Source organism: Andreprevotia chitinilytica DSM 18519 (assembly GCF_000711875.1).
GTDB lineage: Bacteria > Pseudomonadota > Gammaproteobacteria > Burkholderiales > Chitinibacteraceae > Andreprevotia > Andreprevotia chitinilytica.
Genome location: NZ_JONM01000021.1, coordinates 51,485 through 77,488, shown reverse-complemented (window position 1 = coordinate 77,488; position 26,004 = coordinate 51,485). Strand labels below are relative to the sequence as shown.

Annotated in this window: 22 protein-coding genes; 9 read left to right on the top strand and 13 right to left on the bottom strand. The window is 62.4% G+C overall.

Translation table 11 applies throughout. The features are described from left to right. Positions 1-506, bottom strand: a 506-nt coding sequence (locus BR41_RS17910; RefSeq protein ID WP_035059745.1) for a carbohydrate-binding protein, incomplete at its 3' end; no start/stop codon positions are given. 296 nt (positions 507-802) lie between these two features. On the opposite strand from BR41_RS17910, the gene BR41_RS17905 reads away from it, so the two are divergent. Next, positions 803-2,431: a hypothetical protein gene (locus BR41_RS17905; RefSeq protein WP_035059744.1), complete on the top strand. Its 1,629-nt coding sequence runs from the start codon at positions 803-805 to the stop codon at positions 2,429-2,431. Positions 2,432-2,518: 87 nt separating this feature from the next. Here the strand turns inward: BR41_RS17905 and BR41_RS17900 are convergent, their stop codons facing one another. The 7 genes from BR41_RS17900 to BR41_RS17870 form a co-directional block, all read right to left on the bottom strand. Next, on the bottom strand, positions 2,519-3,304 hold the full coding sequence (locus BR41_RS17900) for a heme ABC transporter ATP-binding protein (RefSeq protein ID WP_156970777.1): 786 nt from the start codon (positions 3,302-3,304) through the stop codon (positions 2,519-2,521). Further along, on the bottom strand, positions 3,304-4,341 hold the full coding sequence (locus tag BR41_RS17895; RefSeq protein ID WP_084187378.1) for a FecCD family ABC transporter permease: 1,038 nt from the start codon (positions 4,339-4,341) through the stop codon (positions 3,304-3,306). Before BR41_RS17895 ends, BR41_RS17900 begins: the two co-directional genes overlap by 1 nt. Before the next feature lie 195 nt (positions 4,342-4,536). After that, positions 4,537-5,379, bottom strand: coding sequence for a heme/hemin ABC transporter substrate-binding protein (locus tag BR41_RS17890; RefSeq protein WP_035059742.1), 843 nt, complete (start codon positions 5,377-5,379; stop codon positions 4,537-4,539). Positions 5,380-5,663: 284 nt separating this feature from the next. Next, entirely contained in the window at positions 5,664-6,722 is a 1,059-nt protein-coding gene (locus BR41_RS17885; RefSeq protein WP_051711299.1) for a hemin-degrading factor, read from the bottom strand. Positions 6,723-6,958: 236 nt separating this feature from the next. Next, positions 6,959-9,139 (bottom strand): TonB-dependent hemoglobin/transferrin/lactoferrin family receptor, encoded by a 2,181-nt coding sequence (locus tag BR41_RS17880; RefSeq protein WP_051711297.1) that lies wholly within the window; start codon positions 9,137-9,139, stop codon positions 6,959-6,961. Positions 9,140-9,410: 271 nt separating this feature from the next. Then, positions 9,411-9,593: a hemin uptake protein HemP gene (gene hemP / locus BR41_RS17875; RefSeq protein WP_035059739.1), complete on the bottom strand. Its 183-nt coding sequence runs from the start codon at positions 9,591-9,593 to the stop codon at positions 9,411-9,413. 120 nt (positions 9,594-9,713) lie between these two features. Continuing rightward, positions 9,714-10,286 (bottom strand): GNAT family N-acetyltransferase, encoded by a 573-nt coding sequence (locus tag BR41_RS17870; RefSeq protein ID WP_211251802.1) that lies wholly within the window; start codon positions 10,284-10,286, stop codon positions 9,714-9,716. A gap of 166 nt (positions 10,287-10,452) precedes the next feature. Between BR41_RS17870 and BR41_RS17865 the strand changes: the two genes are divergently transcribed. The 3 genes from BR41_RS17865 (at position 10,453) to BR41_RS17855 (ending at position 14,350) form a co-directional block, all read left to right on the top strand. Next, positions 10,453-11,151: a response regulator gene (locus BR41_RS17865; protein WP_035059772.1), complete on the top strand. Its 699-nt coding sequence runs from the start codon at positions 10,453-10,455 to the stop codon at positions 11,149-11,151. Further along, a complete protein-coding gene (locus BR41_RS17860) occupies positions 11,141-12,439 on the top strand; it encodes an ATP-binding protein (RefSeq protein ID WP_035059737.1) in 1,299 nt (432 codons plus the stop codon). Before BR41_RS17865 ends, BR41_RS17860 begins: the two co-directional genes overlap by 11 nt. Before the next feature lie 588 nt (positions 12,440-13,027). Next, entirely contained in the window at positions 13,028-14,350 is a 1,323-nt protein-coding gene (locus BR41_RS17855) for a family 8 glycosyl hydrolase (protein ID WP_051711293.1), read from the top strand. Between the two features lie 30 nt (positions 14,351-14,380). Here BR41_RS17855 and pdxR read toward each other — a convergent pair whose 3' ends face one another. After that, positions 14,381-15,859: a MocR-like pyridoxine biosynthesis transcription factor PdxR gene (gene pdxR / locus BR41_RS17850; RefSeq protein WP_035059735.1), complete on the bottom strand. Its 1,479-nt coding sequence runs from the start codon at positions 15,857-15,859 to the stop codon at positions 14,381-14,383. 167 nt (positions 15,860-16,026) lie between these two features. Here pdxR and BR41_RS17845 point away from each other — a divergent pair, with 167 nt between their 5' ends. Both BR41_RS17845 and BR41_RS17840 read left to right on the top strand, forming a co-directional pair. Further along, the gene (locus tag BR41_RS17845) at positions 16,027-17,073 is read left to right on the top strand and encodes an FAD-binding oxidoreductase (protein ID WP_169741330.1); all 1,047 of its coding nucleotides are present in this window, start codon (positions 16,027-16,029) and stop codon (positions 17,071-17,073) included. Positions 17,074-17,123: 50 nt separating this feature from the next. Beyond that, positions 17,124-17,825: a M24 family metallopeptidase gene (locus tag BR41_RS17840; RefSeq protein WP_035059733.1), complete on the top strand. Its 702-nt coding sequence runs from the start codon at positions 17,124-17,126 to the stop codon at positions 17,823-17,825. Between the two features lie 144 nt (positions 17,826-17,969). Here BR41_RS17840 and BR41_RS17835 read toward each other — a convergent pair whose 3' ends face one another. After that, positions 17,970-18,986 carry a zinc-dependent alcohol dehydrogenase family protein gene (locus BR41_RS17835; RefSeq protein WP_035059731.1) on the bottom strand — a complete coding sequence of 339 codons (1,017 nt, stop codon included), beginning with the start codon at positions 18,984-18,986 and terminating at the stop codon, positions 17,970-17,972. A 138-nt stretch (positions 18,987-19,124) separates the two neighbouring features. On the opposite strand from BR41_RS17835, the gene BR41_RS17830 reads away from it, so the two are divergent. After that, a complete protein-coding gene (locus BR41_RS17830) occupies positions 19,125-20,048 on the top strand; it encodes an AraC family transcriptional regulator (protein ID WP_035059730.1) in 924 nt (307 codons plus the stop codon). Between the two features lie 164 nt (positions 20,049-20,212). On the opposite strand, the gene BR41_RS17825 is transcribed toward BR41_RS17830, so the two are convergent. Next, on the bottom strand, positions 20,213-21,652 hold the full coding sequence (locus BR41_RS17825) for an aminotransferase-like domain-containing protein (RefSeq protein WP_035059728.1): 1,440 nt from the start codon (positions 21,650-21,652) through the stop codon (positions 20,213-20,215). Between the two features lie 173 nt (positions 21,653-21,825). Between BR41_RS17825 and BR41_RS17820 the strand changes: the two genes are divergently transcribed. Together BR41_RS17820 and BR41_RS17815 are read left to right on the top strand one after the other, a co-directional pair. Beyond that, positions 21,826-22,209 (top strand): hypothetical protein, encoded by a 384-nt coding sequence (locus tag BR41_RS17820; RefSeq protein WP_035059726.1) that lies wholly within the window; start codon positions 21,826-21,828, stop codon positions 22,207-22,209. Between the two features lie 77 nt (positions 22,210-22,286). Then, complete coding sequence (locus tag BR41_RS17815; protein ID WP_035059724.1) at positions 22,287-22,592, top strand: DUF1330 domain-containing protein; 306 nt, start codon at positions 22,287-22,289, stop codon at positions 22,590-22,592. A 181-nt stretch (positions 22,593-22,773) separates the two neighbouring features. Here the strand turns inward: BR41_RS17815 and dnaJ are convergent, their stop codons facing one another. Beyond that, on the bottom strand, positions 22,774-23,907 hold the full coding sequence (gene dnaJ / locus BR41_RS17810) for a molecular chaperone DnaJ (protein ID WP_035059722.1): 1,134 nt from the start codon (positions 23,905-23,907) through the stop codon (positions 22,774-22,776). Positions 23,908-23,976: 69 nt separating this feature from the next. After that, positions 23,977-25,911 carry a molecular chaperone DnaK gene (gene dnaK, locus BR41_RS17805; protein WP_035059721.1) on the bottom strand — a complete coding sequence of 645 codons (1,935 nt, stop codon included), beginning with the start codon at positions 25,909-25,911 and terminating at the stop codon, positions 23,977-23,979. Between the last annotated feature and the right edge of the window lie 93 nt (positions 25,912-26,004).

Here is a 26,004-nt window from a genome sequence, read left to right as displayed (position 1 = left end):
TTGGTCGACGGATTGGCGTTGGTCCACCAGTTGGCAACGTAATTCACGCCATTCAACGTGACCTTGTCGCCGCCGTTGTAGTGATCCTGCGTTGCGCTCCACGCTGCGTAGCAGGTGGTGGCCGGGGTCGGCGCGGGGGTCGGGGTAGCAGTCGGCGTCGGGGCCGTTGTCGGCACTGGCGTGCCGGTCACCGGTACCGGCGTTGCCGTCGGCTTCGGTGTCGGGGTTGCGGTCGGTGCCGGGGTCGGTGTAGCACCGCCGCTGCTCACGCCAAGGTCAGTCCACAGGCTGGCGTTGGTCGGGTTCCAGCCGGTGCTGGTGTAGTCGGTCTGGTTGACCAGTGCCTTGTAGTCGTGGCCGCTGTAATAAACGATGGTGCCAGCGGTGTAGTAGGTATCGGCTTGCCAGGTCGGGTAGGACGAGGCGAGGGCGAATTGTGCTGCAAGTGCGGCAGGAAGCACGGCAAGCGCCAGCTTCCCGTGTCCGCGCGCGAACAAGGGTTTCATTGGGTACTCCTCCATTTATGTTTTTTACTCGATGTCATTGAACTGACACCGAGATGGGATTTACCGGGAGAAGCCCTTTTTGCGTCAAGCATTTGAATGTAAAAAAATGGGGTACCCGATAAGCGGCTTTTTCTCCAGACGAAGTGTCGGGCGGACATGCAAAAATCCGCATCGACGACACAAATTGATGACGTGTCCGGCAAGAAAATAAAAAAGTGCCAGACTGTCGAAACACCGCCTTGATCACTCGGCTGAAGAGCAGCACCTGCCCCCACATCAACTCAACGGCCCCTCATTTGAACTACCCGGATACCGTCGCGGCGATAAAGACCGCGCTCTATGCGCTGATCGAACAAGCCGCCACCTTGCGAGCCACGCTGGAAGCGCACAAACAGCGGCACGAAGCACTCATTCCGGCCGCACAGGCCAGAGGCATCGTCAACGCCGCAGCAGTGCTGCCCGAGACTGCACAGCTCGCCAAGTTACGCACTGAGCGCCAGCAAAACATCGTTGAGAAACAAGCCCTCAACACCGACCTCTGGCCGCCCCGCCCGGCGTTCGATGCCTGGCGCCGCAAGACCGAACTCACCAAGCTCATCGAAGACGCAAATTTGCAGGAGCGCGAGCTGGTCGACGCTGTTGCACAACGGGTCGGATCGCTCCAGCGCAATGCTCAGATCGATACACTCGACACCGATTACGCCTGGCTCAGCCAGCTGGCCCTGCAAGACTACAAGCAGGTCTGCAAGCAGCTACTCGTCATCTACGACTGCCAGCGCGCCCTGGACACCTTAAAAGCCGAAACTGCCCGCTTCGATACCACGCGCCGGATTCCCAGCGGACTCGCGCTACCGGGCACCCAAGACATCGCCGACGCAGCCATGCTCAGGGCGGCAACCGACCGCCTGCTGCAAATCTGCGACGTGACCTGGAAGACGTCAGTGCGGGCAGCCATGATGCTGGACTGGGCGGAAGCGCAGCTGCATACCGTCAACGCGTCGCAGCAAGCCAGCCTGCATCCGCCCAATCTGCTCGATCAACCGGCCTTTGCCGCCATCGGCGCTAAAAGCACGACGCGGATGCAGGGGCTGACCAAATCGAACGGCGTACCGCTCGATCAGGTGTATTGGCCGGCTCGCCAAGCGCTGCTGGCCCAGCACAATTACTTCCACAACCGTTGGGCCTGGCTGATCTATTGGTGCGTGGAGGCCGCGACGGAGCAATTCCGGGCCTCTGACTTGCGCACCACAGCGTGCGAAAACGTGCTGACCGGTGCATGGCTGTATGCCTTGCAAGCCGAACTGCGCACCGCGCCAGCGTGGTTGATTGACCCGAATACCAGCGTCGACATCCGCACCGTGCGCGCCGCCAGCCAGAAGCCGGAAACGCAAACCGGTGCAGATATCGTCTTTGTGCTGGAGCTGCCAGACGGCGCAGGCTGCCGCACCCTGTTGCTGCAAACCAAGAAATTCGAAGCCGGCAGCAAGACCTACAAGCTCGATGACGACGAGGTCCGGCAATACGCCAAGCTGGCGCGTTACCCGCATCAAGCCGCTTATGGCTACCAGCTGCTGTGGGACGAAAAACACATCCGCCCCGGCATCACCGCGCAATATGTGGCGGAAATCGGCAAGCCAGCCACCACGCTGACCCACCTCGACCCGTATGCGGACACGAGCACGCTGGCTTCGCTGATGGCCGAAGCACTCACGGCGTCCAGCCATGCCGTCTACGCCTCGAGCGCCGCCGCCTTCGACGCGCTGGCCCGATTGGCCGACGCCAAACAGCTCACCCAGCCGCAGTTCATCCAGATCGTCCGCATCGGTCTGGAAGGACGGGCGCTGACGCATCAGCTGCTCAGGCAGTATCAGGATGTGCAGGCGCGGGATCGGTTGCCGGGACGGCGGCGTGAGCTGGAACGTTGAGCCAACATGTAGCCCGGACGGCTTGCCGGCCGGGGTGACTCTGGTAGCGGTGCCACCCCGGCCGGCAAGCCGTCCGGGCTACATGACCTACCCAAACAACACCAACCGCCGTGCCGCGCTAGCCGGATGCGGCAACACCGTGGCCGCTACGCCATAAACCGCTTGCAGCACCGGCGGAATCAGCACCTCGTCCGGCGAGCCCAAGGCGGCCACACCGCCATCCGCCAGCAACAACAAGCGATCGCACCACTGTGCGGCCAGATTGACGTCGTGCAGTACCACCAACACCGCCAAACCTTCACTTTTCGCCAACGCCGACACGGTGCGTAGCAGCAGCAACTGGTGGCGCGGATCGAGATTGGCGGTGGGCTCATCCAGCATCAGCACGCGATATTCGCCGACCACTTTGCCGGCCAAGGCTTGCGTCAACACGCGGGCGAACTGCACCCGTTGCTGTTCACCTCCAGAAAGTGCCAGATAACGCCGCGCCGTAAATGCCGTGGCATCCGCCAGCGCCAGCGTGCGCGCCAACAACGTTTCCAGCTCACGCGGCGAGAGTTCAGGGAAGGGGTATGCACCGGCTGCAACAATTTCCCGAACGCCCAAATCAAACGACAGTGACGGCGATTGCGGCAACACGGTGCGGCTGCGGGCCAGCGTCTCGGCAGCGATGTGCAGCAGTGGCTTAGCAGCCAGATGAAGCTGGCCAGCCAGCGGTGCAATCTCCCCCGCCAAGGTGGCGAGCAAGGTGGATTTGCCTGCGCCGTTCGCGCCCAGCACACCCAAGACTTCGCCGGGTAAAAGCTGCAGCGAGACGCCCTCCAATACTGCCCGGCCATTGCGGCCACAACTGAGTTGCTCGGCAACCAGCATCAGAACGCCCTCCGTGCCAGCAACCACAGGAAGAACGGCCCGCCGATCAGGCTGGTGACAATGCCGATCGGCAACTCAGCCGGGATCACGGCCACGCGGGCCAGCCAATCCGCCAGCGTGAGTGCAATCGCACCGGCGACCATCGCGTTGGGCAACAACCAACGGTGATCCGCCCCCAAGGTCAGCCGCACCAGATGCGGCACCACCAGCCCGACGAAACCAATCACGCCTGTCGCCGCCACCAGCGGCCCGACAATCAGCGCCACCAGCAACACCAGCTTGCGGCGCACCGGTTTCATGGCAAAGCCGAGATGCTGCGCCTCACGCTCGCCGAGCAGCAGCGCATTCAACGCCCGCCATTGGCGTAGCAACAGCAGACACAGCCCTAGCGTCCACGGCGCAAGAAACGCCAGAGACGACCACGTCGCCCCAGCCAGACTACCCATGTTCCAGAACGTGAGGCTGCGCAGCTGGTTGTCGTCCGCCAGATAGGTGAACAGGCCGATCAGGCTGCCGCAGACCACATTGATCGCCACCCCCGTCAGCAACAAACCACCCACGCCCTGCTGGCGCTTGCCGATGTGGTAGCACAGCGAAGTCGCCACCACGCTGCCGAGGAATGCAGCCGGGGCCAGCCAGATCATGGCCGGCGCGCCAAGCACGATTGCCGCCACTGCGCCCAACGCCCCGCCGGAGGAAATGCCGATCAAGCCCGGCTCGGCCAACGGATTGCGGAACAGCGCTTGTATCGCCGCACCTGTCAGCGTCAGCCCGGCCCCGGCGACCACCGCCAAGGCCACGCGGGGCAGGCGGACTTCCAGCAGGACGTTGCGCCAGAGGAGTTCTTCATCGCTGGTTGGTGTGCCGAAAAGCAGGCGCGGTAGTTCGGCGAAAGGGATGCGGACTGCGCCGCTGGCAGAGGAGACAAGGACCAGCAAGATCAGGACAGCGAGCAAGGCCAGCAGGACGATCAGGCCGCGGGGTAGCTGGAGTGGCGAGGATGCGATGGTCAAGGCGGGGGTTGTTGGTGATGACATTGGTGTTCCTGTTATGGGCTACGTTCCAAATAACCAACGTTGCAATTCCCCCCTTTTTGAAGGGGGGTTAGGGGGGATTTCTGCGTCATCTCAAATTTCACCGAAATCGAAATCCCCCTCAATCCCCCTTCAAAAAGGGGGAGGTGAAAACCTGCCGCGCTTTAAATGGCCGCGTGCTTTGGGTGCCAGTACTTTTTATCGACTCGCCATCGTCACCCCCACCAACCCACCCTTCAACACCCGCAACGCCTCCGGCAACCTCGGCCCAAATCCCAGTAGCAGCAAGTCGTCCATCACAATGACTCGTTTGTTTTTCGCGGCCGGGGTGGCAGCAATGCCCGGCATCGCAAGGAATTGGCTCAAGCCGCCAGCCGCCTGAATCGACATATTGGTGGTGACGATGGCAGCAGGCGCCAATGCCAGCGATGCCTCGGCTGACAGCGGTTTGTAGCCCTTCTGCGCCGCCAGCACGTTCTTGGCACCAGCGAGTTTGAGCATCGCATCGGCAGCGGTATCGCGCCCGGCCCCTTCGAGCTTGCCGGTGTGGTTGCTCACCAGCAGCACCCGCATGGCCCCGGATGGGGTACGGCGCAATTGCTCGACCTCGCCGCGAATCTGCGCCGCCATCACGCTGCCGTCGCTACGCAACCCCAGCGCGGCGGAAACACCCTGGATACGTTGCTCCAAAGCATCCAGCGTCGGCGCACCCGGCAGTACGATCACACGCTTGCCCAAGCGCCGCAGCTGCTCGATGGCTTGCGGCGGGCCGGCCTGATCGGTTGCCAGCACCAGATCCGGATTCAGCGCTGCCACGCCTTCCACCGAAAACGCCCGGTAGTAACCGACCTTGGGCAGCTTGGCGGTTTCGGCCGGATAGAGACTGGATATGTCCGCTCCGACCAGCCGGTTGCCCGCGCCGAGCGCATAGACGATCTCGGTCAGCGGGCCACCGAGGCTGACGACACGTTGCGGGGCTTCGGCGGCTTGGGCGAACACCGTGGACAGGCTCAGCAACAGGGCGAGAAACAGGTTTTTCATAATGGGTATCAACGTTGATTCATTCGTAGCCCGGACGGCTTCGCCGGCCGGGGAGCTGTCGTAACTGAGACCACACAAGGTGTCTCGTCTACAGGTTGTGCCTTTCTCCCCTCGCCCTCGCGTACAAGGCTTTAGCCTTGCTCAGCTAATTAGTGAGAGAGGGAACAAAGCCCCAACAAACCGCCAGGTCATAGGCCGGACGGCATGGTCGGCGGATGCCGCCCCATGAATCCTCCGGACGGGAGCCATCGCCACCCCGGCCACCAAGGTGTCCGGGCTACGGGTTATGCCGCCAGCGGCTCACTGCACAAATCAACCAGCAACTCGCGCCATGCCGGCAATTCCGGCTTGCCCGGTTTGCGCTCGCCGAAGAACTGCACGATCAGCTCGCCATCGGCGTTGTAAACCTCCAGCGAGGTCACCCAACCATCCTTGGTCGGCTTGTTCACCACCCAGCTCGATGCGATCGCGGCGGTGTTCAGATGCAGGCTGAAACGGCTATCAAGCACATTGAACCAAGGCCCGGTGCGCAGCAGCTTTTGCACCGCGCCGGTATGAATTTGCACGATGCCGCGATTGCCGACGAAGCACATGATCGACAAGCCGCTCTCGGCCGCGCGCTGCAGCATGGTTTCCACCGCGCTGTTCTCCACCGGCTGCGCCAGATCACGGCCGGCAGCGCGCAGGGCACCGAGCCGGGCGACTTTGAATTTGCGCAGCATGGGGAAGAAGGCATGGGTGTCTTCCAGCGCCAGCCAGTGCGCGCGCAAGGCGGCGGGGTCAGCGGCATCGGCGGCTTCCTGGGTCGGAACCACCGCATCGAACTGCGGTACTTGCTTGGCGCCGAGGGCGAAGACAGCGATCAGCGCTTCCCAGGCCACGGCGTCAGTCGCTTCGGTGCGATAGACCTTGTGCACCGCCACGCCTTCCTGATCGAAGAACTGCAAGCTTTGCCGGCCGTTTTCGACCACGGCGTAGGCGTATTTCCAGCAGTTGAAGAACAGACGCAGGTCGATGTCCGGCCCGAGCACCATGCCCACCGGGCCATCGGCATGGATGTCTGCATAGCGGCCATGGCGTTCGTGTACGCACCAGTCGTTGCGCGACAACGCCATTACTTCGCCGAGCGTACCGAGCTGGCGGAACAGCGTCTGTGGCGTGCCGGTGAGTTCAACCGACTGCACGCCGCACTCCGCCGCGACCAAGGCGGCTTCGCTGACCTGCAGGCGTTCCGCCCGCTCGCGCATGCGCAGTTTGGGTTCGGCGGCGACCAGCAAGGTGTGGCGGGTTTGCAGCTCGGCGGCGAACTCGGCGAAGGATGGGACGATGGTTGGAACACTCATGTGTCGTACCTCGAATTGATCGTTGAAAAACCACTCGGCCACCCCGGCTCGAAAGTGCGGGATGGCTTGGCGGAAGGGGAAACTCAATCTAGTTACGCTGCCGTGATCGGAGCCGCTGCCCCGGTAGGAGCGAGCTTGCTCGCGATGGCAACGGTGAATGAACCAGTGTCATCGCGAGCAAGCTCGCTCCTACAAAAGCCACGCTCGTTTCAGCCGGAATAACAATGCGCGACCGCTCAGAACATCCATCTCGCTGCCACCCGCACGCTACGGCCCGGCTGCGAATAGCGGTCTAGTGCTGGATCGCTTGCCAGCATCAGTCCGCCCGGCCCGCCACCTTGGGCGTTCTTGGCGCGATCCTGGCTGTTCCAGTACTTGTGATCGAACAGGTTGTAGAGGCCGGCGGTCAGGCGCAGGTCTTTGATCGGCGACCACCAGCCGCTGAAATCGACCACGCCATAGCCGGGCACCTGAAAGTAACTGCTGGTGGAGACATGCCGTTTGGCAGCAGCGGCGGTGAACGTGCTATCCAGCCCCCATTGCGGGCGGGCATAGCCGACGACGATGACCGCCTTGAGTGGCGCGACCGAATCCAGCCAGGCACCGGTGGTTTCGTTGCTGCCGACTGCCCACGCCAGCGAGCCGTTGATGCGCCAGTCCGGCCAGAAACGCCAGTGGCCGGTGGCTTCCGCGCCATAGATGCGTGCCTTGGCGACGTTGACGTTCTGATAAATCAACGGATCGGCCGAGGTGCCGCTGCCGCCCAGCACCACCTGCTCGATGAAGTTCTTGTAGTGGTTGTCGTAAACAGTAGTCGTGCCGCCCAGCGCATCGCTGCCGAAGCGCGCCCCGAACTCGATGCCGGCGCTGGTTTCCGGCTTGAGGTCGGGATTGGCGATCAGCTTGTAACCCTGGGCGGTATTGGCGAACTGGCCGTTGACTTCCACCACCGTCGGCGCACGAAAACCCTGCGCGTATTGGCCGTAAAAGCTCAGCCCTTCGTTGACCTTCCAGGTGCCTCGCAGGCTGGGCGATACCTTGGAATCGCTCTGCTCCTTGGGAGTTACAGCCGTACCGGCGGCAATCTGCGCGGCGAGCAAGTTATCGATTTCCGGCGTCAGGCCGTAGCGGTCATAACGCACGGCCGGCGTGAGCAAATACTTGCCATCGTTGAAGCCGATTTCGTTCTGCGCGAACACGCCCCATTGCGTGACATCCGTCACCGGGATCGTGCGCACATTGATCGCGGACGAGGCCGGTTTGCCGGCAGCGAACTCGACGGTGTGCGATTGCCACCACTCCCCGCCGACGACCCATTGCTGCGTCACCGCGCCGTCGAGGTTTTTCACCAGTTGGCCATTCGCACCCTTCATCGATTGGGCGTATTGGCCGTCGCGCTGGTAGTCGGCCGCCGTGGTGCGTACCTGGTAGCGATGCTGGTCGCTATCGAGCTTTTGCCAGTACACACGGGCGGTTGCGGCGTCGATCCAGTGGCCGGCTTCCGGCGCGGCATAGTCATAACTCAGCGAGAGGCGCTTGCGGGTTTGTTCGTCCTCAGCACGGCTGGATTTGACGGTAGCGGAGAGATCGCTCAGCAGTTGGGTATCGGTGGTGCTGTTGCGGTATTCACCAGTCAGCCTGAGCGTGTGACCGCCCTCGAAGTAATGCTGCAGCTTGCCGAGGACGTTCTTGCTGTTGCTGTCTTGTGGTTCCGGCTCGGTGCGGAGCGCGCCGGTGCCACCCACCGTGCCTTGGTTATCCAGCTCGCTGCCTTTGCGCCCGCCGAATTGCATCAGCCACAGCGTATTGGTCGCCAACTCGCCAGCTAGCGTGGCACGTGCACCGTAGCTTTTGTCCGCGCTGTCGTAATCCGTATCGATGCGCCCACCGAACTGCTTGCCACCACGCAGCAAGTCGGCCGGTTCCAGTGTGCGCAGGCCGACGATGCCACCGAGGGCCGATGAGCCATACAGCGTCGAACCCGGCCCGCGCACGATGTCGATAGCAGAGAGCGAGCCGAAGTCGACCATGTCTTGCCCGATGAACGCATCACGCCCGGAGAACGAGAAGGTATCCGGCAGGCGGATGCCGTCGACCAGCATCAGGATGCGGTTGCCTTCCAACCCGCGGATATTGATGTTGGTGCCGCCGTAGCGCGGCTGGCGGGTGATGGTGACGCCCGGCTCGGCGCGGTTGCCCAGATCGGTGAAGCTGCGGATGGATTGCTCATCCAGCGTCTTGCGGTCGGTGGTGGTGACCGAGGGCGGCAGGTCTCCGAGGGACTTTGCGGTGCGCGTGGCGGTGACGACGACCGGGGCGAGGGTATCCGTCGATTCTTGATGGGTGTCTGCCGCATAGGCGGCGTTCAAGGCGCAAGCCATCAGGCTTAGCGCCAGCGTGTGCTGGGTGCGATTCATGCCAGTTCCTGTCAGCGGGCAGTCGCTCATCCATCTGGATGGGCGAACGTAACCCTGCGCGGCTGGCTGCCCGTAACGAGGTGTCGTTCGGGGTCCGGCTGGCATGCGCGGTATGTTTAAGGTGCTTGGAGCCCGTTGCAGTAGTCGGCGAGCCAAAGCAGTTTGTGGAAGGCCGGAGCACAGGAACCGGAATGTACGATTGGTACATGAGGATTCCGAGCACCGCCCGACCGCAAAATGCGCAGGCGCAGCCAACTACTGAAATGGGCTCTTACTTGGTGAGGATCAGCTTGCCCTGCCGGGTTTCACGCAGGGTATAGCGCACGCCCTTGTGCTCGATCACCACGGCCGATTGCGATTGCAGCAGCGTGCGGCTATCCAGCACGACTTGCTGGTTGGGCCAGCTGAGCGCATCGACGGGGCGTGGCGATGAAGGGGTTGGGTGTCGGTCCATGCAATACATATTAATGATAATTATTATCATTTGCAACGCAAACGAATTCCCGACATTTCAGATCAGGCCACGCCAATCGCCTTGGCGCAGGCCTATCGCTGCAATCCGGTCGCGACGCGATCAAGCATCAACCGGTGGCGTCTCGCTGCCAGCACCAAGCTCGCGCTGTAGAAAAACGGTATCGAGCCACTGCCCATGCTTGAAACCCACATCATGCAGCACACCCACATTGCGAAAACCCATGCGCTCGTGCAGCACCAACGAGCCAGCCCCTTCGCCACTGGCGGAGCTGGCGATGACCGCAATCATTTGCCGCCACGGCCCGGCCTCGCAGCGAACGATCAGCTCAGCCAGCAAGGCACGACCTACGCCCCTTCCCTGCTGCCCCTCGGCCACGTAAACCGAATCCTCGACGGTAAAGCGATAAGCGCTACGTGTCCGATAGGCCGACGCATAGGCATAACCGACGATCTGGCCGTCGTATTCCGCCACCAGATACGGCAGGCGCTGACGCAACACATGCGCATGCCGATTGCGCATCTCATCCAGCGTGGGTGGGATCTCTTCAAACGAAGCGCGACCATGCAAGACATAGTGCTGGTAGATGGTGTGCGCGGCGGTCAGATCAGCAGCGACGGCATCGCGCACGACGAGGCCAGCAGCAATTAGGGAGCGGGTTTGCGGGGCATTCATGGACATCTTTCCTGACAACTTGAAGCGGGCAATGCTGGAAAGGCATACCTTACCGCGCCCGCAGTCGTGGCGACAAACCCGTGGGCAACGGTTTGCCACACGACCGCCCCACCGGCGTTATCATCGCCCGTTCCCTCTGCAAAGACCCGTCAGCACCATGCCGGACATGCTTGAACGATTGCTCCTGGTCGAAGATGACCAGCCACTCGCCGCGATGACCGCCGAGTTTCTGGAAACGGAAGGCTTTGCCGTCGCCGTCGAGCATCGGGGCGACGAAGCAGCGGCGCGCATCCTGCAAACACAGCCGGCACTGGTCATCCTCGATGTGATGCTGCCCGGCCTCGACGGTTTCGCGCTGTGTCGCCGCATCCGCGATGATTATGCTGGCCTGATCCTGATGATGACGGCGCTCGACGAAGACCACGAACAACTCACCGGTTTCACCGCCGGCGCGGATGATTACGTGGTCAAACCGGTCGACCCGAAGTTGTTGGCCGCCCGCATTCGCGCCCTGTTGCGTCGGCGCGGCCCGCAACCGGGGCAAGCACTGACATTTGGCACATTCCGGGTCGATCTGCAGCGCCGCGAGGCCAGTCTGGATGGGCAAGCATTGCCATTCACGAGCGGGGAATTCGAGTTGCTATCCCGCTTGGCGGCCAGCCCCGGCGTGCCGATCGACCGCGAAACCATCCTGCGCCGCCTGCGCGGGCTGGAGTACGACGGCTTCAATCGCTCGATCGACATGCGCGTTTCACGGCTGCGTAAAAAGCTGGCCACATTGGGCTGCCCGGTCACCATCAAGACCATCAACGCGCAGGGCTATATGTTCTGCACGGTCGATGCGGATACCGATCATGCGCAATAGATGGGTCTGGGCCTTGGCCAGCCTCGCTTTCGTCGCCGGGCTGGCGCTGATGTTCTGGCTGCTGTGGCTATCGGCCAGCGCGGCGGTGTTCAGCAGCGAATACAGTTTTCGCCGCCTGATGAGCGGGCCGGGCTACCTGATCGCCGAATCCCTCAAGCGCACGCCCAAAACACAATGGCAGAACCAGCTCGACGCCCTCTCGCGCCGGTTCCAGTACCCGGTGGCGCTGGTCGAGCGCGCCGACATCGAACTCGCGCCAGAGGCCGACACCATGCTCGCGCACGGTCAAGGCGTGCAAAGCAGCGACGAGGAAATCTACTACTACCCGCTCACATCCACCACGCTGATCAAGTTTGGCCCGATGTGGGGCACCGCCTCGGTCGGCGAGGTATTGCGCACGCCGGTGTACTGGTTCACCGCGCTAGCCGCCGTCGTGCCATCGATTGCCCTGGCGCTGTTGTGGTTCCGGCAACGTCGACGCCAACGTGGCGATATCACGGCAGTCGCCGATGTCTTGCACGCCCTGGCGCGCGATCCGGCCATCGTGCTGCCAGCCACCAGCCGGCCGCTGACGCCGCTGGTGCACGCACTGAAGACGCACGCCGCGCAGATCGCCTTATTGGCCGACCAGTATCGCGAAGTCTCCCACGCCATCTCGCACGAGCTGCGCACGCCATTGGCCCGGATGCGGTTCGCCCTGGCGCTGCTGGAACGCAGCGAAGACGATGCCACCCGCAGCCGCCTGCAGGAACGGCTGAACAAGGACGTGGCGGAGTTGGAAGCCCTGGTGCGCGCCAGCCTGAGTTACGCCAGATTGGCAAACGCACCCGCCACGCTGATCCGCGAACAGATACAAGTCGGCGCATGGCTACGCGAGGAACTGGATTTGCAAAATGCGGCCGAGCGCGTTGCACTGCAAATCGCACCCGAAGACCTGCAGCTGACTGGCGACCGCGCCTTGCTGCATATGATCGTGCGCAACCTGCTGAGCAACGCGCTGCGCCACGCCACCAAGGCGGTGCAGTTGAGCGCTCAACAAGATGGCGAGTGCATCGTGCTGACGGTGGACGACGACGGCCCTGGCATCCCCCCGAGCGACCGCGCCCGGATTTTCGAACCCTTTGTGCGGCTAACGCCACCACAAGCCGACGCCGATAACACCGGTTTCGGCCTTGGCCTCGCCTTGGTCAAGCGGGCCGTGCACTGGCATCACGGCCAGATCGAGGTGGCGCACAGTCCGCTTGGCGGGGCGCGGTTTACGGTGGTGCTGCCGATCGCCTTGCCGTGAAAGCCTGTTCAAAGTCTTTTTTGGCAACGTTTACGTTGCCATCCCCCCCTTTTTGAAGGGGGGTTAGGGGGGATTTCTGCGACATCTCAATATCTACCGGCGTCGAAATCCCCCTCGATCCCCCTTCGAGAAGGGGGAAGTAAAACCCTGAAGCGCTTCAAGCCAGCAGTTTGCGAGACTTTGAACAGCTTCTGAGCGCTTCCAGTTCATAGGGCGCAATCCCCGTCGCATGCGACTCTTTGATTCGCTCAGCAATGAGGCATTGCGCCGCATTGGCTCACGGAACCGACCTCCCAAAAAATCGCGACTAACTTTTGAGAACCTCCAGCTTCCAGCCCCATCGCCCGCTGTTACAGCCAGTGACAGCCCCGCATCCCGCCTCATCGTTAATGTCCCGATCACTGCGGCATAGCAGCGCCGCCATTCATCCGCATCCAGAATCGGGACCACACCATGCACCTTTCAACGCACCGGATCGGTGCAATCGCTCGTGCCAGCAAGTTTGCCGCGCCACACGGACGGGCGGACGCCGACGACGCTCGCCTCCCTACCCCTCGTCCACCAGACAAGGCCTGGGCGCACACAGCGATGCGCCTTGTCGCCAACGCTTCCGCCCTGCTGCTCATCGCCAGCCTCACCGCATGCAGTGCCAGCGATAGCAGCGATACCCCCACCAAGCCGGTCGACCGGGCACGCCGGGTCGCCAGCATGAAGCCACAGCCATACCAGGACGGCGTCATCCAGCCCAACCACCTCAGCCCGGCCGAGCTGGATCGCCAGTTGCTGGCGTTCTACCAGCAATGGAAAAGCCGCTACGTAGCGCAGGACTGCGGCGACAAGCGCTATTTCGTCAAAGTGGATGCCGATGGCAAACCGGTTGGCGGCGATACCGCGCCCGGCACCATCACCGTGTCCGAAGCCCATGGCTACGGCATGCTGCTATCGGTCTTGATGGCCGCACAGGACGACGCGGCGCAAAGCGTGTTCGACGGCATGTTCCGCTACTTCAAGGATCATCCGGCCCGATCCAGCAGCGGGCTGATGGCGTGGAATCAGGTGGCCGGCTGCGGCAACTCGGGCGGGCGTTTCCGTGGCTACATCAGCGCCACGGATGGCGATCTGGATATCGCCTATGCACTCTTGCTGGCGGACACAACCTGGGGCAGCAAGGGCGAAATCAATTACCGCGCCGAGGCGGAAAAAGTGCTGGCCGCCATCCTGCGCCACGAAGTCAGCCCGGCGGATGACCACTTGATGATCGGCGACTGGCCGGGCACCGATGGCGATCCGGTGATGAAGGCCACCACGCGCTCGTCCGACTTCATGTTGTCGCACCTGGCCGCGTTTTATCAAGTGACCAGCGAGTCGCGCTGGCTGTCGATCAAGAACCGCACCTACGCCATCATCGATCAGATCCGCCTGCGCTACAGCCCCGATACCGCGCTGATGCCGGACTTCATCTCCGGGCTCGACAGCGCGCCACGGCCCGCGCCGGCCGGGCTGGTCGGCGATGAGCGGGACGGTTTCTATTCCTGGAATGCAGCACGCTACCCGTGGCGTGTCGCGCTGGATTACCTGCTGTATGGCGATGCGCGGGCCTACAACGCGCTGGCCCCATTGAACGCCTGGGCGCGCCGTACCACCGGCGATGATCCAACCCGCTTTGCGGACACCTACAAACTCGACGGCAGCCCGCTACCCGGCGGCGATACCAACGCGCTGGCCTATGTCTCCGCCCTGGGCGTATCGGCGATGATCGACCGCAGCAATCAGGTCTGGCTCAACACCATCTGGGATGACCTCGTCACCAAGCGGATCGACGATCAGGACTACTACGGCAACACGCTGAAACTGCTGGCGATGGTGACCATGACCGGGCATTGGAAGAGGCCGGGCAATCGACCCGGATGATGCAGCTGCGGAGAACGGCAGCCGGCTCGCTCACAGCGGACTTTGCTTCAGTAACGCCCGCCGCAAGCGTTCGATCCCGGTCGTCAGTTCCTCGGGGGTGAGGTTGCCAAACCCCAGCCGCAGCCCGTGCACGGCGAGACCATCGTCGGCGAAACGGCTGCTGGATTTGATGCGGACGCCTTCCGCCCGCGCATCCCGCTCCAGTCTGGCGATGTCCAGGCGCGGGTCCAGCTTGAGCCAGAAAGCGAGGCCGCCCTCCGGCATGTTGAAGGAGGCAAACGGTGACAAGGCGGACTCGATCAGCTCGGCAAAGTGCTGGCGACGCGCCTCATACACCCGCAGCGCACGGCGGATATGGCGCTTGAGTTCACCGCTGTGCATCAGCTCGGCAACGGCCAGTTCGGTGACGGCATTGCCCTGCCGGTCGATCAACAGGATTTCGGCCGCGCAACGATCAATCAGGTCTTTCGAGCCGACGATATAACCAACCCGCAGACCGGGCGCGAGCACCTTCGACAGCGAGCCGACATAGAGCACCTTGCCGCCCCGGTCCACGCTGGCCAGCGGAAACATCGGCCGGTGGGAAAAGTGGAACTCATGGTCATAGTCATCCTCGACAATGGCGAAGCCGTATTGCTCGGCCAAGGCCAGCAAGCGCATGCGGCGCTCCACCGGCATCATCACCGTGGTCGGAAATTGGTGATGCGGCGTCAGATAGACAGCCTGGATGCGCTGCTGCCGGCATTGCCGCTCCAGATCATCCGGCAGCATGCCCCATTCATCCTGCGCAATGCTCAGCGTATGAGCACCTGCCGCCCTGAAGGTCTCCCGCGCACGGGGGTAGGTCAGCGCATCCAGCGCAACATGATCGCCGGGGCGAACCAGCAGCCGCGCCGCGAGATAGATGCCCATCTGGCTGCCGCGAACGACGCAGATGTTGTCGGCATCCGCACTCAAGCCACGCTCCATGCCCAACATGGCAGCCAGCGCCTCACGCAAGGGGCGCTCGCCACGCGGGTCACCGTAGGCGAGTCGATTGGCGCGGGCGGTTGCGATCAAGGCGCGACGATAGGCGCGGCCCAGCACGTCGAAAGGAATCAGTCGGGAATCGGGCACGCCATCGGAGAATTCAATGGTTCCCGGCTGGCTCGGCGCTTCCTGCTGCCAGGGCGCGCCGTAAAGCCGATAGCTCGCCTCCACCAGTGGCGTTTCGTCGCGGGCATGTGGCGACGCGGCCCCGACATTAGCCAGCAGTTCGGGCGCGACAAAGGTGCCGCGTCGACCTTGCGTGCGCAACCATCCCTGCGCGATCAGTTCGTCGTAGGCCAGCACGGCCGTCTTGCGATTCACCGCCAGGCGCTCGGCCAGCTCCCGCGTGCCCGGTAAAGGCGTGCCGGGCGGCAGTCGCCCCCGCTGGATTTCATCGATGATGGACTGCGCGATTTGCAGGTGGATCGGCAGCTCGCCGTCCCGCTGTATCGACAGTGCAAGTTCCCAAGGCCGCAGCATGCCGCTCCCCTATCCCTGATTCCGGATGATCAAGGCCCGCTATTGAGCCCCAACACTGGACCAGCGAAGTTCTAAAAACTGGATGTTTTTACCGGTCCATCAACATCCTAACATCCCTCACATCATTCAAATAACGGGAGCGCAATGTGATGGATGCCGCTGGAACCATGCCTGTTCATATGCTCAAGCTGACGAAGTTGACACCGCTTTGCGACTCCGTCTTTCGGCTTGACCTGCAGACGGTCGACGCGCCGATGCGCTATCGCGAGGGCCAGTTTCTGAGCATCCGTCTGCCGGATGGTCAGCTGCGCAGTTACTCCATGGCCAGCCCTGACCGGGGCGATGGGCGCATTGAGCTGCATATCCGTTTGCTGCCGGGCGGGCAGTTCTCGGAATGGCTGCGCGGCACGGCAAAGGCGGGGCAGGTGCTGCAAGCCTACGGCCCGTTTGGCGACTGTATCTGGCGCACACCAAGCCGCGCCACAACCCGGATCGTCATGCTCGCCACCGGCACCGGCATTGCTCCGGTCAAGGCGCTGCTGGAAAAAGCCCTGAGCCAAGGCGTAACCCAATCGATCTCGCTGTACTGGGGCGGCAGCCTCGAAAGCGATCTGTATCAGGCGGGGCACTTCGCCGCGCTGGCGGATCAGCATGAAAACTTCACCTTCATCCCGGTACTGACCGATGCGGATGGATCATGGCAAGGGCGTCGCGGCTTCGTTCAGGCGGCGGCTGCCGAAGATCACCCCCATCTGGCGGACGCCACCGTCTACGCCTGTGGCTCGCCGCTGATGGTGAACGCCGCGTGCGAACTGCTCACCACCACCTGCGGGCTGGCACCGGACAACTTCCTTGCGGATGCCTTCAACCCGGCAGCAGCAACCTCTGCACCACTCAGCCAAGCCCCCGACGTGCAACTCGATCTGGCACACCCGGACGGCACGCGCAGCGCCATCACGGTTCCTGCCGATGGCTCACTCATGCAGGCCTTGGCCGGTGCCCACCTGATGCAGGGCGTATGCGGCGGGAATGCCTCTTGCGGCACTTGCCGGATAACGGTCGCCACGGACTGGATCAACCGCCTCGCCCCACCGGATCGCACCGAGCGACGGCTGCTGGCCGCGCTGGACGGCACCCAGCCGACGGACCGACTGGCCTGCCAGATCCCCCTGCAACCGGAACTCCACGGACTGATCATCCGCCTCCAATCCTGACTTCTCCCCTCGAAAGCGCCCATTTTTTGACAGCAACAAGGAAATACGCAATGAGCAATCTCAACACCCAACATCTCGACAAGCACGACGCTGAACGTGTCGGCGCGGCCTATGACCCGGACCAATTGCTGGCGGTACGCGACATGACCCGCAAGGCCATCCACGACATCGCCCGCCAGATGCAGCCCGGCATGCTGGAGGAAGATGCACTGGAGTTGGCCAAAGATACGTTGGCAGAAGCGGGGATGCTGCGCGGTTGGCACGATGTCTATGTCCGCTTCGGCCCCAACACCACCAAGACCTTCGGCGCGCCGTCCGAACCCGGCGTGGCACTGGCGGAGAACGATATCTTCTTCATCGACATCGGCCCGGTCTGGCAGCAATGGGAAGGCGATGGCGGCGACTCGTTCGTGACCGGCAACGACCCGGAACACCAGCGCTGCGCCGACGATGCCCGGGCGATCTTTCACGAAGTCCGGCGTAAATGGGCCGCCGACGGCACCACCGGCCGTGCGCTGTATGAATTCGCAGAGACTTGTGCCCAGGCACGCGGTTGGGCGTTGAACCTCGATCTATCCGGGCACCGCATCGCCGATTTTCCCCACGCCACGATCCATCAAGGTCCGCTGGCCGAAGCCGACTTTGCGCCGTCCCGCCTGATCTGGGTGCTGGAGATCCACATCCGGCATCCGGAGCATCGCTACGGCGCTTTCTTTGAGGACATGCTGCTGGAGGATGACTACTTCGCCTGAGGTTGGCGCATGGTGGGCGTCTCGATCGGTGCGGTAAGGGCCTTGTAGGAGCGAGCTTGCTCGCGATGGCGACATTTCAAACATCGCTATCGCGAGCAAGCTCGCTCCTACATGAACAGCAGGCCGCTGCCATCGAGACACCGTTCAATCCGCAATCACCACCTTGCCAACATGCTTGCGCGCTTCGAAATGGTCATAAGCGGCCAGGGCATCCAGAAAGCCGAATGTACGGTCGATGACCGGGCGCAAGCCATGCAGCGTGATGGCGCGGTTCATTTCCTCGAAGCTGGTACGGCTCCCCACGGCGATGCGGCGGATCGTGCCGCGACCGGCCAGCACGGAGGGATCAAGCACATCGCCGGGGCTGGCAATCGCCGTGACGGCGATGACCAGCGACAACTGTGAATCCAGCCCGGCGGCGTTGACGGACTTGGGCAAGGTATCCAGCCCGCCGGTCTCGACGACGTGATCTGCCCCGCGCCCTTCGGTGAGTTCGCGCACCTTGGCATCCCAAGCCGGGGTCGTGCGGTAATTCACGACGTCATGCGCGCCAAGCCGGCGCAGCAGTTCAGCTTTTTCCTCGGTCGAGGTGAGTGAAATCACCCGGGCACCGAAAATCCTGGCGAACTGCAACGCGAACAGCGCAACGCCGCCAGTGCCGATGGTCAGCACGGTTTCACCGGCCAACACGCGGCGCGGGCCGGTCAGTGCCGACCACGCAGTGACGGCGGCGCAAGGTAGGCAAGCGGCCTCGGCAAAGGACAGGTGTGGCGGAATCTTGACCAGTGCTTCTTCATCGGCCAACACGTACTCGGCCAACATGCCGTCATGGGTGCAGCCGAATTGCGCCGAGACCAGCTCCAGCGTCATCCGGCCGTCGATCCAGCGCTGGAAATAGGTGCCAGCCACGCGGTCGCCCAATGCGACTCGCCGCACGCCCTCCCCCAAGGCAACCACCTCGCCCGCGCCGTCGCTCAAGGCGATGGTTCCCGGTACGGATGGGATCGGGTAGCGATTTTTCAGAATCAGCAGGTCGCGATAGTTGAGCGATCTTGCCCGCACCCGTACCAGCACCTGATGCGGGCCGGGGGCCGGGGTTTTGCAATCACGCAGCACGGGGCGGGCGGCGTCGCCGAATTGGTCCAGATGGTAGGCCTGCATGGTGGAGTCTCCTTGGTAAGAAGCGAGCACAATGTTTGATCAAGGCTTGCGTGGAGCTGATTATGTGGCGCACAAAACAGACGTAGAATGCCTCTTCATCCATTTCTATTTGCCAATCGTCCAATTCTGGAGCGCGCAATGGACCCACTTGATGATGTGTTCTCCGCTATGCGTGTGCAGAGCGCGCTGTATGCCCGGCTTGAAACCACCGCCCCGTGGGGCTTGAGTCTGGCGGGTGGGCAAAGCGCCCGGTTTGGCCTGGTGGTGCGCGGGCATTGCTGGCTGAGTGTCGAGGAGCTGGAACACCCCATCGCCCTGATTGCTGGCGACTGCTATGTATTGGCGCGGGGCACGCCCTACATCCTGCGCGATGACCTCAATACGCCGACGGTGAGCTGCACGCAGGTGGTGCGGGACAAGATCGGCGGCGTGGTCGAGCTAGGCGGTGGCGGTGCGCCGGCCACCATCGTCTGCGGCTGGTTCAACTTCGATCAAGCGGGTGCGCAACCGTTGATCGATCTCATCCCACCGGTCTTGCACGTGCGCATGGATCAGGCGCGCACCGAGACCCTGCAAGCCACGCTGCAATTGCTGGCCCTGGAAACCGCCGCCCCGGATCTGGGCTCCGGCATTGTCGTGAGCCGGCTGGCCGACATCATCTTCGTGCAAGCGATCCGCGCCCATGTCGCGGCCATGTCGGCCCATGAAGCCGGATGGCTGGCCGCTTTGCGAGACCGGAAAATCGGCCAGGCCGTACGGGCAATGCATCGCGACATTGCGCGGCCGTGGACGGTCGAGACGCTGGCCGCTACAGCGGGTTTATCGCGATCGGCATTTGCGGCCCGCTTCAAGGCGTGCGTGGGCGAATCGCCGCTGGAGTACCTGACCCACTGGCGGATGTACCGCGCCAGTAGCCTGCTGCGCCAGCAGAACAACTCACTGAGCCAGATCGCCAGCGCGGTCGGCTATCAGTCTGAAGTGGCGTTCAGCAAGGCATTCAAGCGTGCGACAGGATCGCCGCCCGGAGGGTATCGGCGGGGTGAGCGGTTGGCGACGGCGTAACCGTTTTGTAGTGCGGGTTAGCCGTCAGGCGTAACCCGCAAATTCAGCGCGCAAATCACCCCCCTCCCGCGCGGGTCAAATGACCCGCCCTACCCGCTTGACGCAACCCCTCTCCCCCAAGCCCCTCTCCCATAAATGGGCGAGGGGAGAAAATACCCATCGCCTCAAGCCCCCAGTAACCGCGACACCACCGCCGCCAACCGGCGAATGGCGTGATCCAGCTCCCGCGACCACGGCATGCCGCAACTGACCCGCAGGAAATGATCGAAACGCCGGGAGTTGGAAAACATCACGCCGGGCGCGATGTGAATCCCCTCGACCAAGGCCGCATTGAACAAGGCTTCGGACGATAACTTGCCGGGTAATTCGATCCACAGGCAAACGCCGCCAGCAGGAACGCTCAGGCGCGTCCCGACCGGGAAGTAGGCCGCAACCGCCTCCGCCATCCGTTCCCGTTGTTCGCGCAAATTGCCGCGCAAGCGGCGCACATGGCGATCGAAGGCGGGGGACGCCATGTAGTCGGCCACGGTGATCTGCGCCAGCGCCTCGTTCGGCCGCGATTGGGCGTATTTGAGCATCTCGACCCGGGCATGCCACTTGCCAGCCGCAATCCAGCCCAACCGCATGCCGGGGGCCAGCACCTTGTTGATCGACGCGCAGTGGATCACGTTGTCGCTGTGATCCCACGCCTTGAGTGCGGCCAGCGGGGTATCGGCGTTGCTCAGCGCACCGTAGGTGTCGTCTTCGATCAGCGGAATGCCTTGCGCCTCGCACCAGTGGACCAGATTCTCCTTGTTGGCGTCCGGCATGATGCTGCCGAGCGGATTTTGCAGATTGGGCACCACGACCACGGCCTTGATGTTGTCGTAGGTCTGCACCGCCAGCTCCAACGCTTCGAGCGAGATCCCGGTCTGCGGGCTGGTCGGGATTTCCAGCGCCCGCATGCCCAGGCTTTCCAGAATTTGCAGCAGGCCGAAGAACGTCGGCGACTCCACCGCGATCACGTCGCCCGGTTGCGCCACAGCCCGCAAAGCAAGATTGAGTGCTTCGACGCAGCCATAGGTGACGATGATTTCGTCCTGATGGACATTGATACGCGCCGCCAACGCCCGCTTGGCCAGGATGGATCGAAATGCCGGATGCCCGTTGGGCGGCGCTTGCGCACCGAACAACTCCGGGTCGTTGCGCAGCGCGCGCATTGCGGCGGTTTTCAGTGCCTCGACGGGATAGAGGGATGGGGCACCGCTCGCGCCACATAGATTGATCGCACCCGGGCTCTGCCGCCCCCGCGCGATGATGGCCGAGACGCGCTCGTGAATGCCGACATATTGGGCCGGGTCTGGCACTGTCGGCACGGGCTCCTCGACAGCGGCCAAGGCATGCCGGCCAGGCATCCGCACGAAGTAACCGGAACGCGGGCGGGCTTCGAGCAAACCTTGGTTTTCCAGATGCCGGCAGGTCTGCAACGCAGTTGAAAGGCTAACATCGTGGCGCGCCATCAGCGCCCGCACCGAAGGCATCCGCTCGCCCGGCGCCAGCGTGCCGGCTTCGATGGCGTGCAGATAGTGGCTGGCGAGTTGGCGGTAGAGCGGTTGGGTATCCATACGGCATTATCAGCCGGCCCCCACCACCAGAACACATACAGATTTTTCAAAACAGTATCGATACAGATGGCAAATCGGCCACTTGTTGCGGAGCGAGAACGCCGTCCTTGTGCCTGTTTGCGTCGCCGCTTGGCCGGCACACTGGCGGCATCCTCAGCGACCGGAGCAACGCCATGCAAACCGCCCTCTCCTCCGCTTATCCGGACTTCCAACTGACCGATCTGCCGCAAGGACAATCTTTGTCGCTCTATGGCGAGCGCGGCACCGTGCTCCACGTGCTGGCCGGCCAGATCTGGCTCGCCGAAGCACCACGCCTGCTTGCAACGACAGCCTTCTCCGTCCCGCAGCACCTGCGACGCGGCAGTGTTTATGTGTTGCAAACGTCCGGCTGGTTTACCGTGCAGGCAGAACAGACCACGCAGTTAGGATGGCTGGCGGCGCCAGCGAAGCAGCCGTCCGTCATCGCTCGCGCTGCGACATTGGCCAAGCCGCGTATGGCCGCTTGTGCGCAATGGCTACGTGGCGCGTTGATGCCACAACGCAGGACACGGGTTTAAGGCGCGTATGGTCGCCCCGCTGGAATGGGGGAATCGCCACCAACACTGGCCCCAGATCATTGAAATAGGAGCGTTTTATGCCGAAGGGTTACTGGATCGTCCGTGTCGATATCGCCGATCAGGAACAGTACAAAGCCTATGTGGCCGCCAATGCCGAACCTCTGAAACAGTACGGCGCTCGCTTCCTGGTGCGAGCCGGTCAGTTCGAAATCACCGAGGGCACAAGCCGTGCCCGCCATGCAGTCGTCGAGTTTCCCAGCTATCAGGCGGCCCTCGATTGCTGGCATTCGCCGGCGTATCAAGAGGCCATCAAGCTGCGGGCGCCCGTGTCTACGCTCGATATGGTCATCATCGAGGGGTACGACGGGCCGCAGCCGGAATGACCAGCGGCTTCGCCTTGGCTTGGAACGTAAAAAAGCGACCTTTCGGTCGCTTTTTTTCTACTCAACTTCCATTCCGCCCCGGATTCGCCCCGAGTGCAAGGAGCCTAGCTACGCCGTGTACATCAAGTACACAAGCAGCGTAGCGACGCAGCAATCGGGGATGAAGCCGGGTGCGGAATGATCAGGCGAAGAAGTCTTTTACTTTATCCATAAACGACTTGGCGCGCGGATTATGCTTGCCCGGCTCCCCTGCGCTGATTTCCTCGAACTCCTTGAGCAGCTCCTTCTGCCGGCTGGTCAGGCTGACCGGCGTTTCGACCACCACGTGGCACATCAGGTCGCCAGTGATCGCCGAGCGAACGCCCTTGATGCCCTTGCCGCGCAGGCGGAACACCTGGCCCGTCTGAGTACCGGTTGGAATCGAGATGCGCGCCTTGTTGTCGAGCGTCGGGATTTCGATCTCGCCGCCCAGTGCCGCCACGGTGATGCTGATCGGCATTTCGCAATGCAGATCGTTGCCTTCACGCTGGAACACGCCGTGCGCCTTGAGGTGCACCACCACATACAGATCGCCCGGCGGGCCACCGTTGACGCCAGGCTCACCTTCGCCAGACAGACGAATGCGATCGCCCTCGTCGACACCGGCTGGAATCTTCACCGCCAGTGTCTTGTGTGTCTGCACGCGACCTGCGCCGTGGCAGGTGCGGCATGGATCAGGGATGTATTTGCCGGAACCGTGGCAGGTCGGGCAGGTTTGCTGGATCGAGAAGAAGCCTTGCGAGACACGCACCTGGCCCGCGCCGCCGCAGGTGTGGCAGGTCTTGGATTCCGTACCGGGCTTCGCGCCGCTGCCGTGGCAAGTTTCGCATTCTTCGTGCGAGGGAATCTTGATCTGCTTCTCGACACCGCGAGCGGCTTCTTCGAGCGAGATTTCCATGTTGTAGCGCAAGTCCGCGCCGCGATAGACGTTGGAACGCCCGCCGCGGCCACCACCACCGCCGCCACCGAAGATGTCGCCGAAGATGTCGGAGAACGCGTCAGCAAAACCGCCCGCGCCACCACCGAATCCACCGCCCATCCCCGCCTGTTGATCCACGCCAGCATGGCCGTATTGATCGTAGGCCGCGCGTTTTTGCGGTTCGGAGAGGATTTCATAAGCAGCCTTGACCTCTTTGAAATGCTCTTCGGCATCCTTGCTGTCCGGATTGCGGTCCGGGTGGTACTTCATCGCGAGCTTGCGGTAAGCCTTCTTGATGTCGTCATCAGACGCATCGCGATTGACCCCAAGCACATCGTAATAATCTTTTTTGGACATGGTCGATACCTAAGCAAAAAGGCACAACGGCCTGCATATGCAAGCCGGAGTGCCTTTCCGTGAGCTGGATTACTTGTTTTCTTTGACTTCGGTGAACTCAGCATCAACGACGTTGCCGTCGTCCTTGTGGGCTTCGCCACCCGCCGCACCGGCTGCACCGGCAGCGCCTGCTTCAGCACCGCCTTGCTGCGCGTACATCTGCTCAGCCAGCTTGTGCGATGCCTTCATCAGCACTTCGGTCTTGGCCTCGATGGCTTCCTTGTCGTCGCCCTTCACAACTTCTTCGAGGTCCTTGATGGCAGCTTCGATGGCGGTCTTTTCATCGGCGGCGATCTTGTCGCCGAATTCGACCAGCGACTTCTTCACCGAGTGGATCATCGCGTCGCCTTGGTTACGGGCGGTGACCAGCTCGTGCAGCTTCTTGTCTTCTTCCGCGTTCAACTCAGCATCCTTCACCATGCGGGCGATTTCGTCTTCGTGCAGACCGCTCGATGCCTGGATGGTGATCTTGGCTTCCTTGCCGGTCGCCTTGTCACGGGCAGCCACGTGCAGGATGCCGTTGGCGTCGATGTTGAACTCGACCTCAATCTGCGGCACACCACGCGGTGCGGCCGGGATGTCGGACAGGTTGAACTGGCCCAGGCTCTTGTTGGCGGATGCTTTTTCGCGCTCGCCTTGCAGCACGTGGATCGTCACGGCGTTCTGGTTGTCGTCGGCGGTCGAGAACACTTGCGATGCCTTGGTCGGGATCGTGGTGTTCTTGGTGATCAGCTTGGTCATGATGCCACCCAGCGTTTCGATACCCAGCGACAGCGGGGTCACGTCCAGCAGCAGCACGTCTTTGCGGTCGCCCGACAGCACCGAACCTTGAATCGCAGCACCAACGGCCACGGCTTCATCCGGGTTCACGTCACGGCGCGCTTCCTTGCCGAAGAACTCTTTGACCTTTTCCATGACCAGCGGCATGCGGGTCTGGCCGCCGACGAGGATCACGTCATCGATCTCGGAAACCTTGAGGCCGGCATCCTTCAGCGCCACACGGCACGGCTCGATAGAGCGCTCGATCAGGTCTTCCACCAGCGATTCGAACTTGGCGCGGGTGATCTTCAGCACCAAGTGCTTCGGACCGGTCGCATCCATGGTCACGTACGGCAGGTTGATTTCGGTCTGGTTGGCGCTGGACAGCTCGATCTTGGCTTTTTCAGCAGCTTCCTTCAGGCGTTGCAGGGCCATCACGTCTTGCTTGAGGTTGATGCCTTGCTCTTTCTGGAATTCGCTGATGATGTAATCGATGATGCGTTGGTCGAAGTCTTCACCGCCGAGGAAGGTATCGCCGTTGGTGGCGAGCACTTCGAATTGCTTGTCGCCATCGACATCGGCAATTTCGATGATGGAGATATCGAACGTACCGCCGCCCAAGTCATACACGGCAATCTTGGAATCGCCCTTTTCTTTCTTGTCCATGCCGAAAGCCAGCGCAGCCGCGGTCGGCTCGTTGATGATGCGCTTCACTTCCAGACCGGCGATGCGGCCGGCATCCTTGGTCGCTTGGCGTTGGCTGTCGTTGAAGTAGGCCGGCACGGTGATCACGGCTTCGGTCACTTCTTCGCCGAGGTAATCTTCGGCGGTCTTCTTCATCTTGCGCAGCACTTCGGCGGAGATTTGCGGCGGTGCCATTTTCTTGTCGCGCACCGAGACCCACGCATCACCGTTGTCCGCCTTGGTAATGGTATACGGCATCAGGTCGATGTCTTTCTGCACTTCCTTGTCTTCGAAGCGACGGCCGATCAGGCGCTTCACTGCATAGAGGGTGTTCTTCGGGTTGGTGACTGCCTGGCGCTTGGCCGGTGCGCCAACGAGGATTTCGCCGTCTTCCTGATACGCGATGATGGACGGCGTGGTGCGTGTGCCTTCTGCGTTTTCGATGACTTTCGGCTGGCCGTTTTCAATCACTGCCACACACGAGTTGGTGGTACCCAAGTCAATACCGATGATCTTTGCCATTTTTATCTTCCTTCCAATCTGGATTCGGCTCGCAGCGCGAGCGGATTACGTTTGATTCAAACTCTGAAATGAAGCGGTTACCGCGTTGCAAAT

Excerpts from the sequence above, each read along its gene's own strand:
- BR41_RS17900 (WP_156970777.1), bottom strand. The coding sequence starts at position 3,304 with ATGCTGGTTGCCGAGCAACTCAGTTGTGGCCGCAATGGCCGGGCAGTA.
- BR41_RS17895 (WP_084187378.1), bottom strand. The coding sequence starts at position 4,341 with ATGTCATCACCAACAACCCCCGCCTTGACCATCGCATCCTCGCCACTC.
- BR41_RS17890 (WP_035059742.1), bottom strand. The coding sequence starts at position 5,379 with ATGAAAAACCTGTTTCTCGCCCTGTTGCTGAGCCTGTCCACGGTGTTC.
- BR41_RS17885 (WP_051711299.1), bottom strand. The coding sequence starts at position 6,722 with ATGAGTGTTCCAACCATCGTCCCATCCTTCGCCGAGTTCGCCGCCGAG.
- BR41_RS17880 (WP_051711297.1), bottom strand. The coding sequence starts at position 9,139 with ATGAATCGCACCCAGCACACGCTGGCGCTAAGCCTGATGGCTTGCGCC.
- hemP (WP_035059739.1), bottom strand. The coding sequence starts at position 9,593 with ATGGACCGACACCCAACCCCTTCATCGCCACGCCCCGTCGATGCGCTC.
- BR41_RS17870 (WP_211251802.1), bottom strand. The coding sequence starts at position 10,286 with ATGAATGCCCCGCAAACCCGCTCCCTAATTGCTGCTGGCCTCGTCGTG.
- BR41_RS17865 (WP_035059772.1), top strand. The coding sequence starts at position 10,453 with ATGCTTGAACGATTGCTCCTGGTCGAAGATGACCAGCCACTCGCCGCG.
- BR41_RS17860 (WP_035059737.1), top strand. The coding sequence starts at position 11,141 with ATGCGCAATAGATGGGTCTGGGCCTTGGCCAGCCTCGCTTTCGTCGCC.
- BR41_RS17855 (WP_051711293.1), top strand. The coding sequence starts at position 13,028 with ATGCGCCTTGTCGCCAACGCTTCCGCCCTGCTGCTCATCGCCAGCCTC.
- pdxR (WP_035059735.1), bottom strand. The coding sequence starts at position 15,859 with ATGCTGCGGCCTTGGGAACTTGCACTGTCGATACAGCGGGACGGCGAG.
- BR41_RS17845 (WP_169741330.1), top strand. The coding sequence starts at position 16,027 with ATGCCTGTTCATATGCTCAAGCTGACGAAGTTGACACCGCTTTGCGAC.
- BR41_RS17840 (WP_035059733.1), top strand. The coding sequence starts at position 17,124 with ATGAGCAATCTCAACACCCAACATCTCGACAAGCACGACGCTGAACGT.
- BR41_RS17835 (WP_035059731.1), bottom strand. The coding sequence starts at position 18,986 with ATGCAGGCCTACCATCTGGACCAATTCGGCGACGCCGCCCGCCCCGTG.
- BR41_RS17830 (WP_035059730.1), top strand. The coding sequence starts at position 19,125 with ATGGACCCACTTGATGATGTGTTCTCCGCTATGCGTGTGCAGAGCGCG.
- BR41_RS17825 (WP_035059728.1), bottom strand. The coding sequence starts at position 21,652 with ATGGATACCCAACCGCTCTACCGCCAACTCGCCAGCCACTATCTGCAC.
- BR41_RS17820 (WP_035059726.1), top strand. The coding sequence starts at position 21,826 with ATGCAAACCGCCCTCTCCTCCGCTTATCCGGACTTCCAACTGACCGAT.
- BR41_RS17815 (WP_035059724.1), top strand. The coding sequence starts at position 22,287 with ATGCCGAAGGGTTACTGGATCGTCCGTGTCGATATCGCCGATCAGGAA.
- dnaJ (WP_035059722.1), bottom strand. The coding sequence starts at position 23,907 with ATGTCCAAAAAAGATTATTACGATGTGCTTGGGGTCAATCGCGATGCG.
- dnaK (WP_035059721.1), bottom strand. The coding sequence starts at position 25,911 with ATGGCAAAGATCATCGGTATTGACTTGGGTACCACCAACTCGTGTGTG.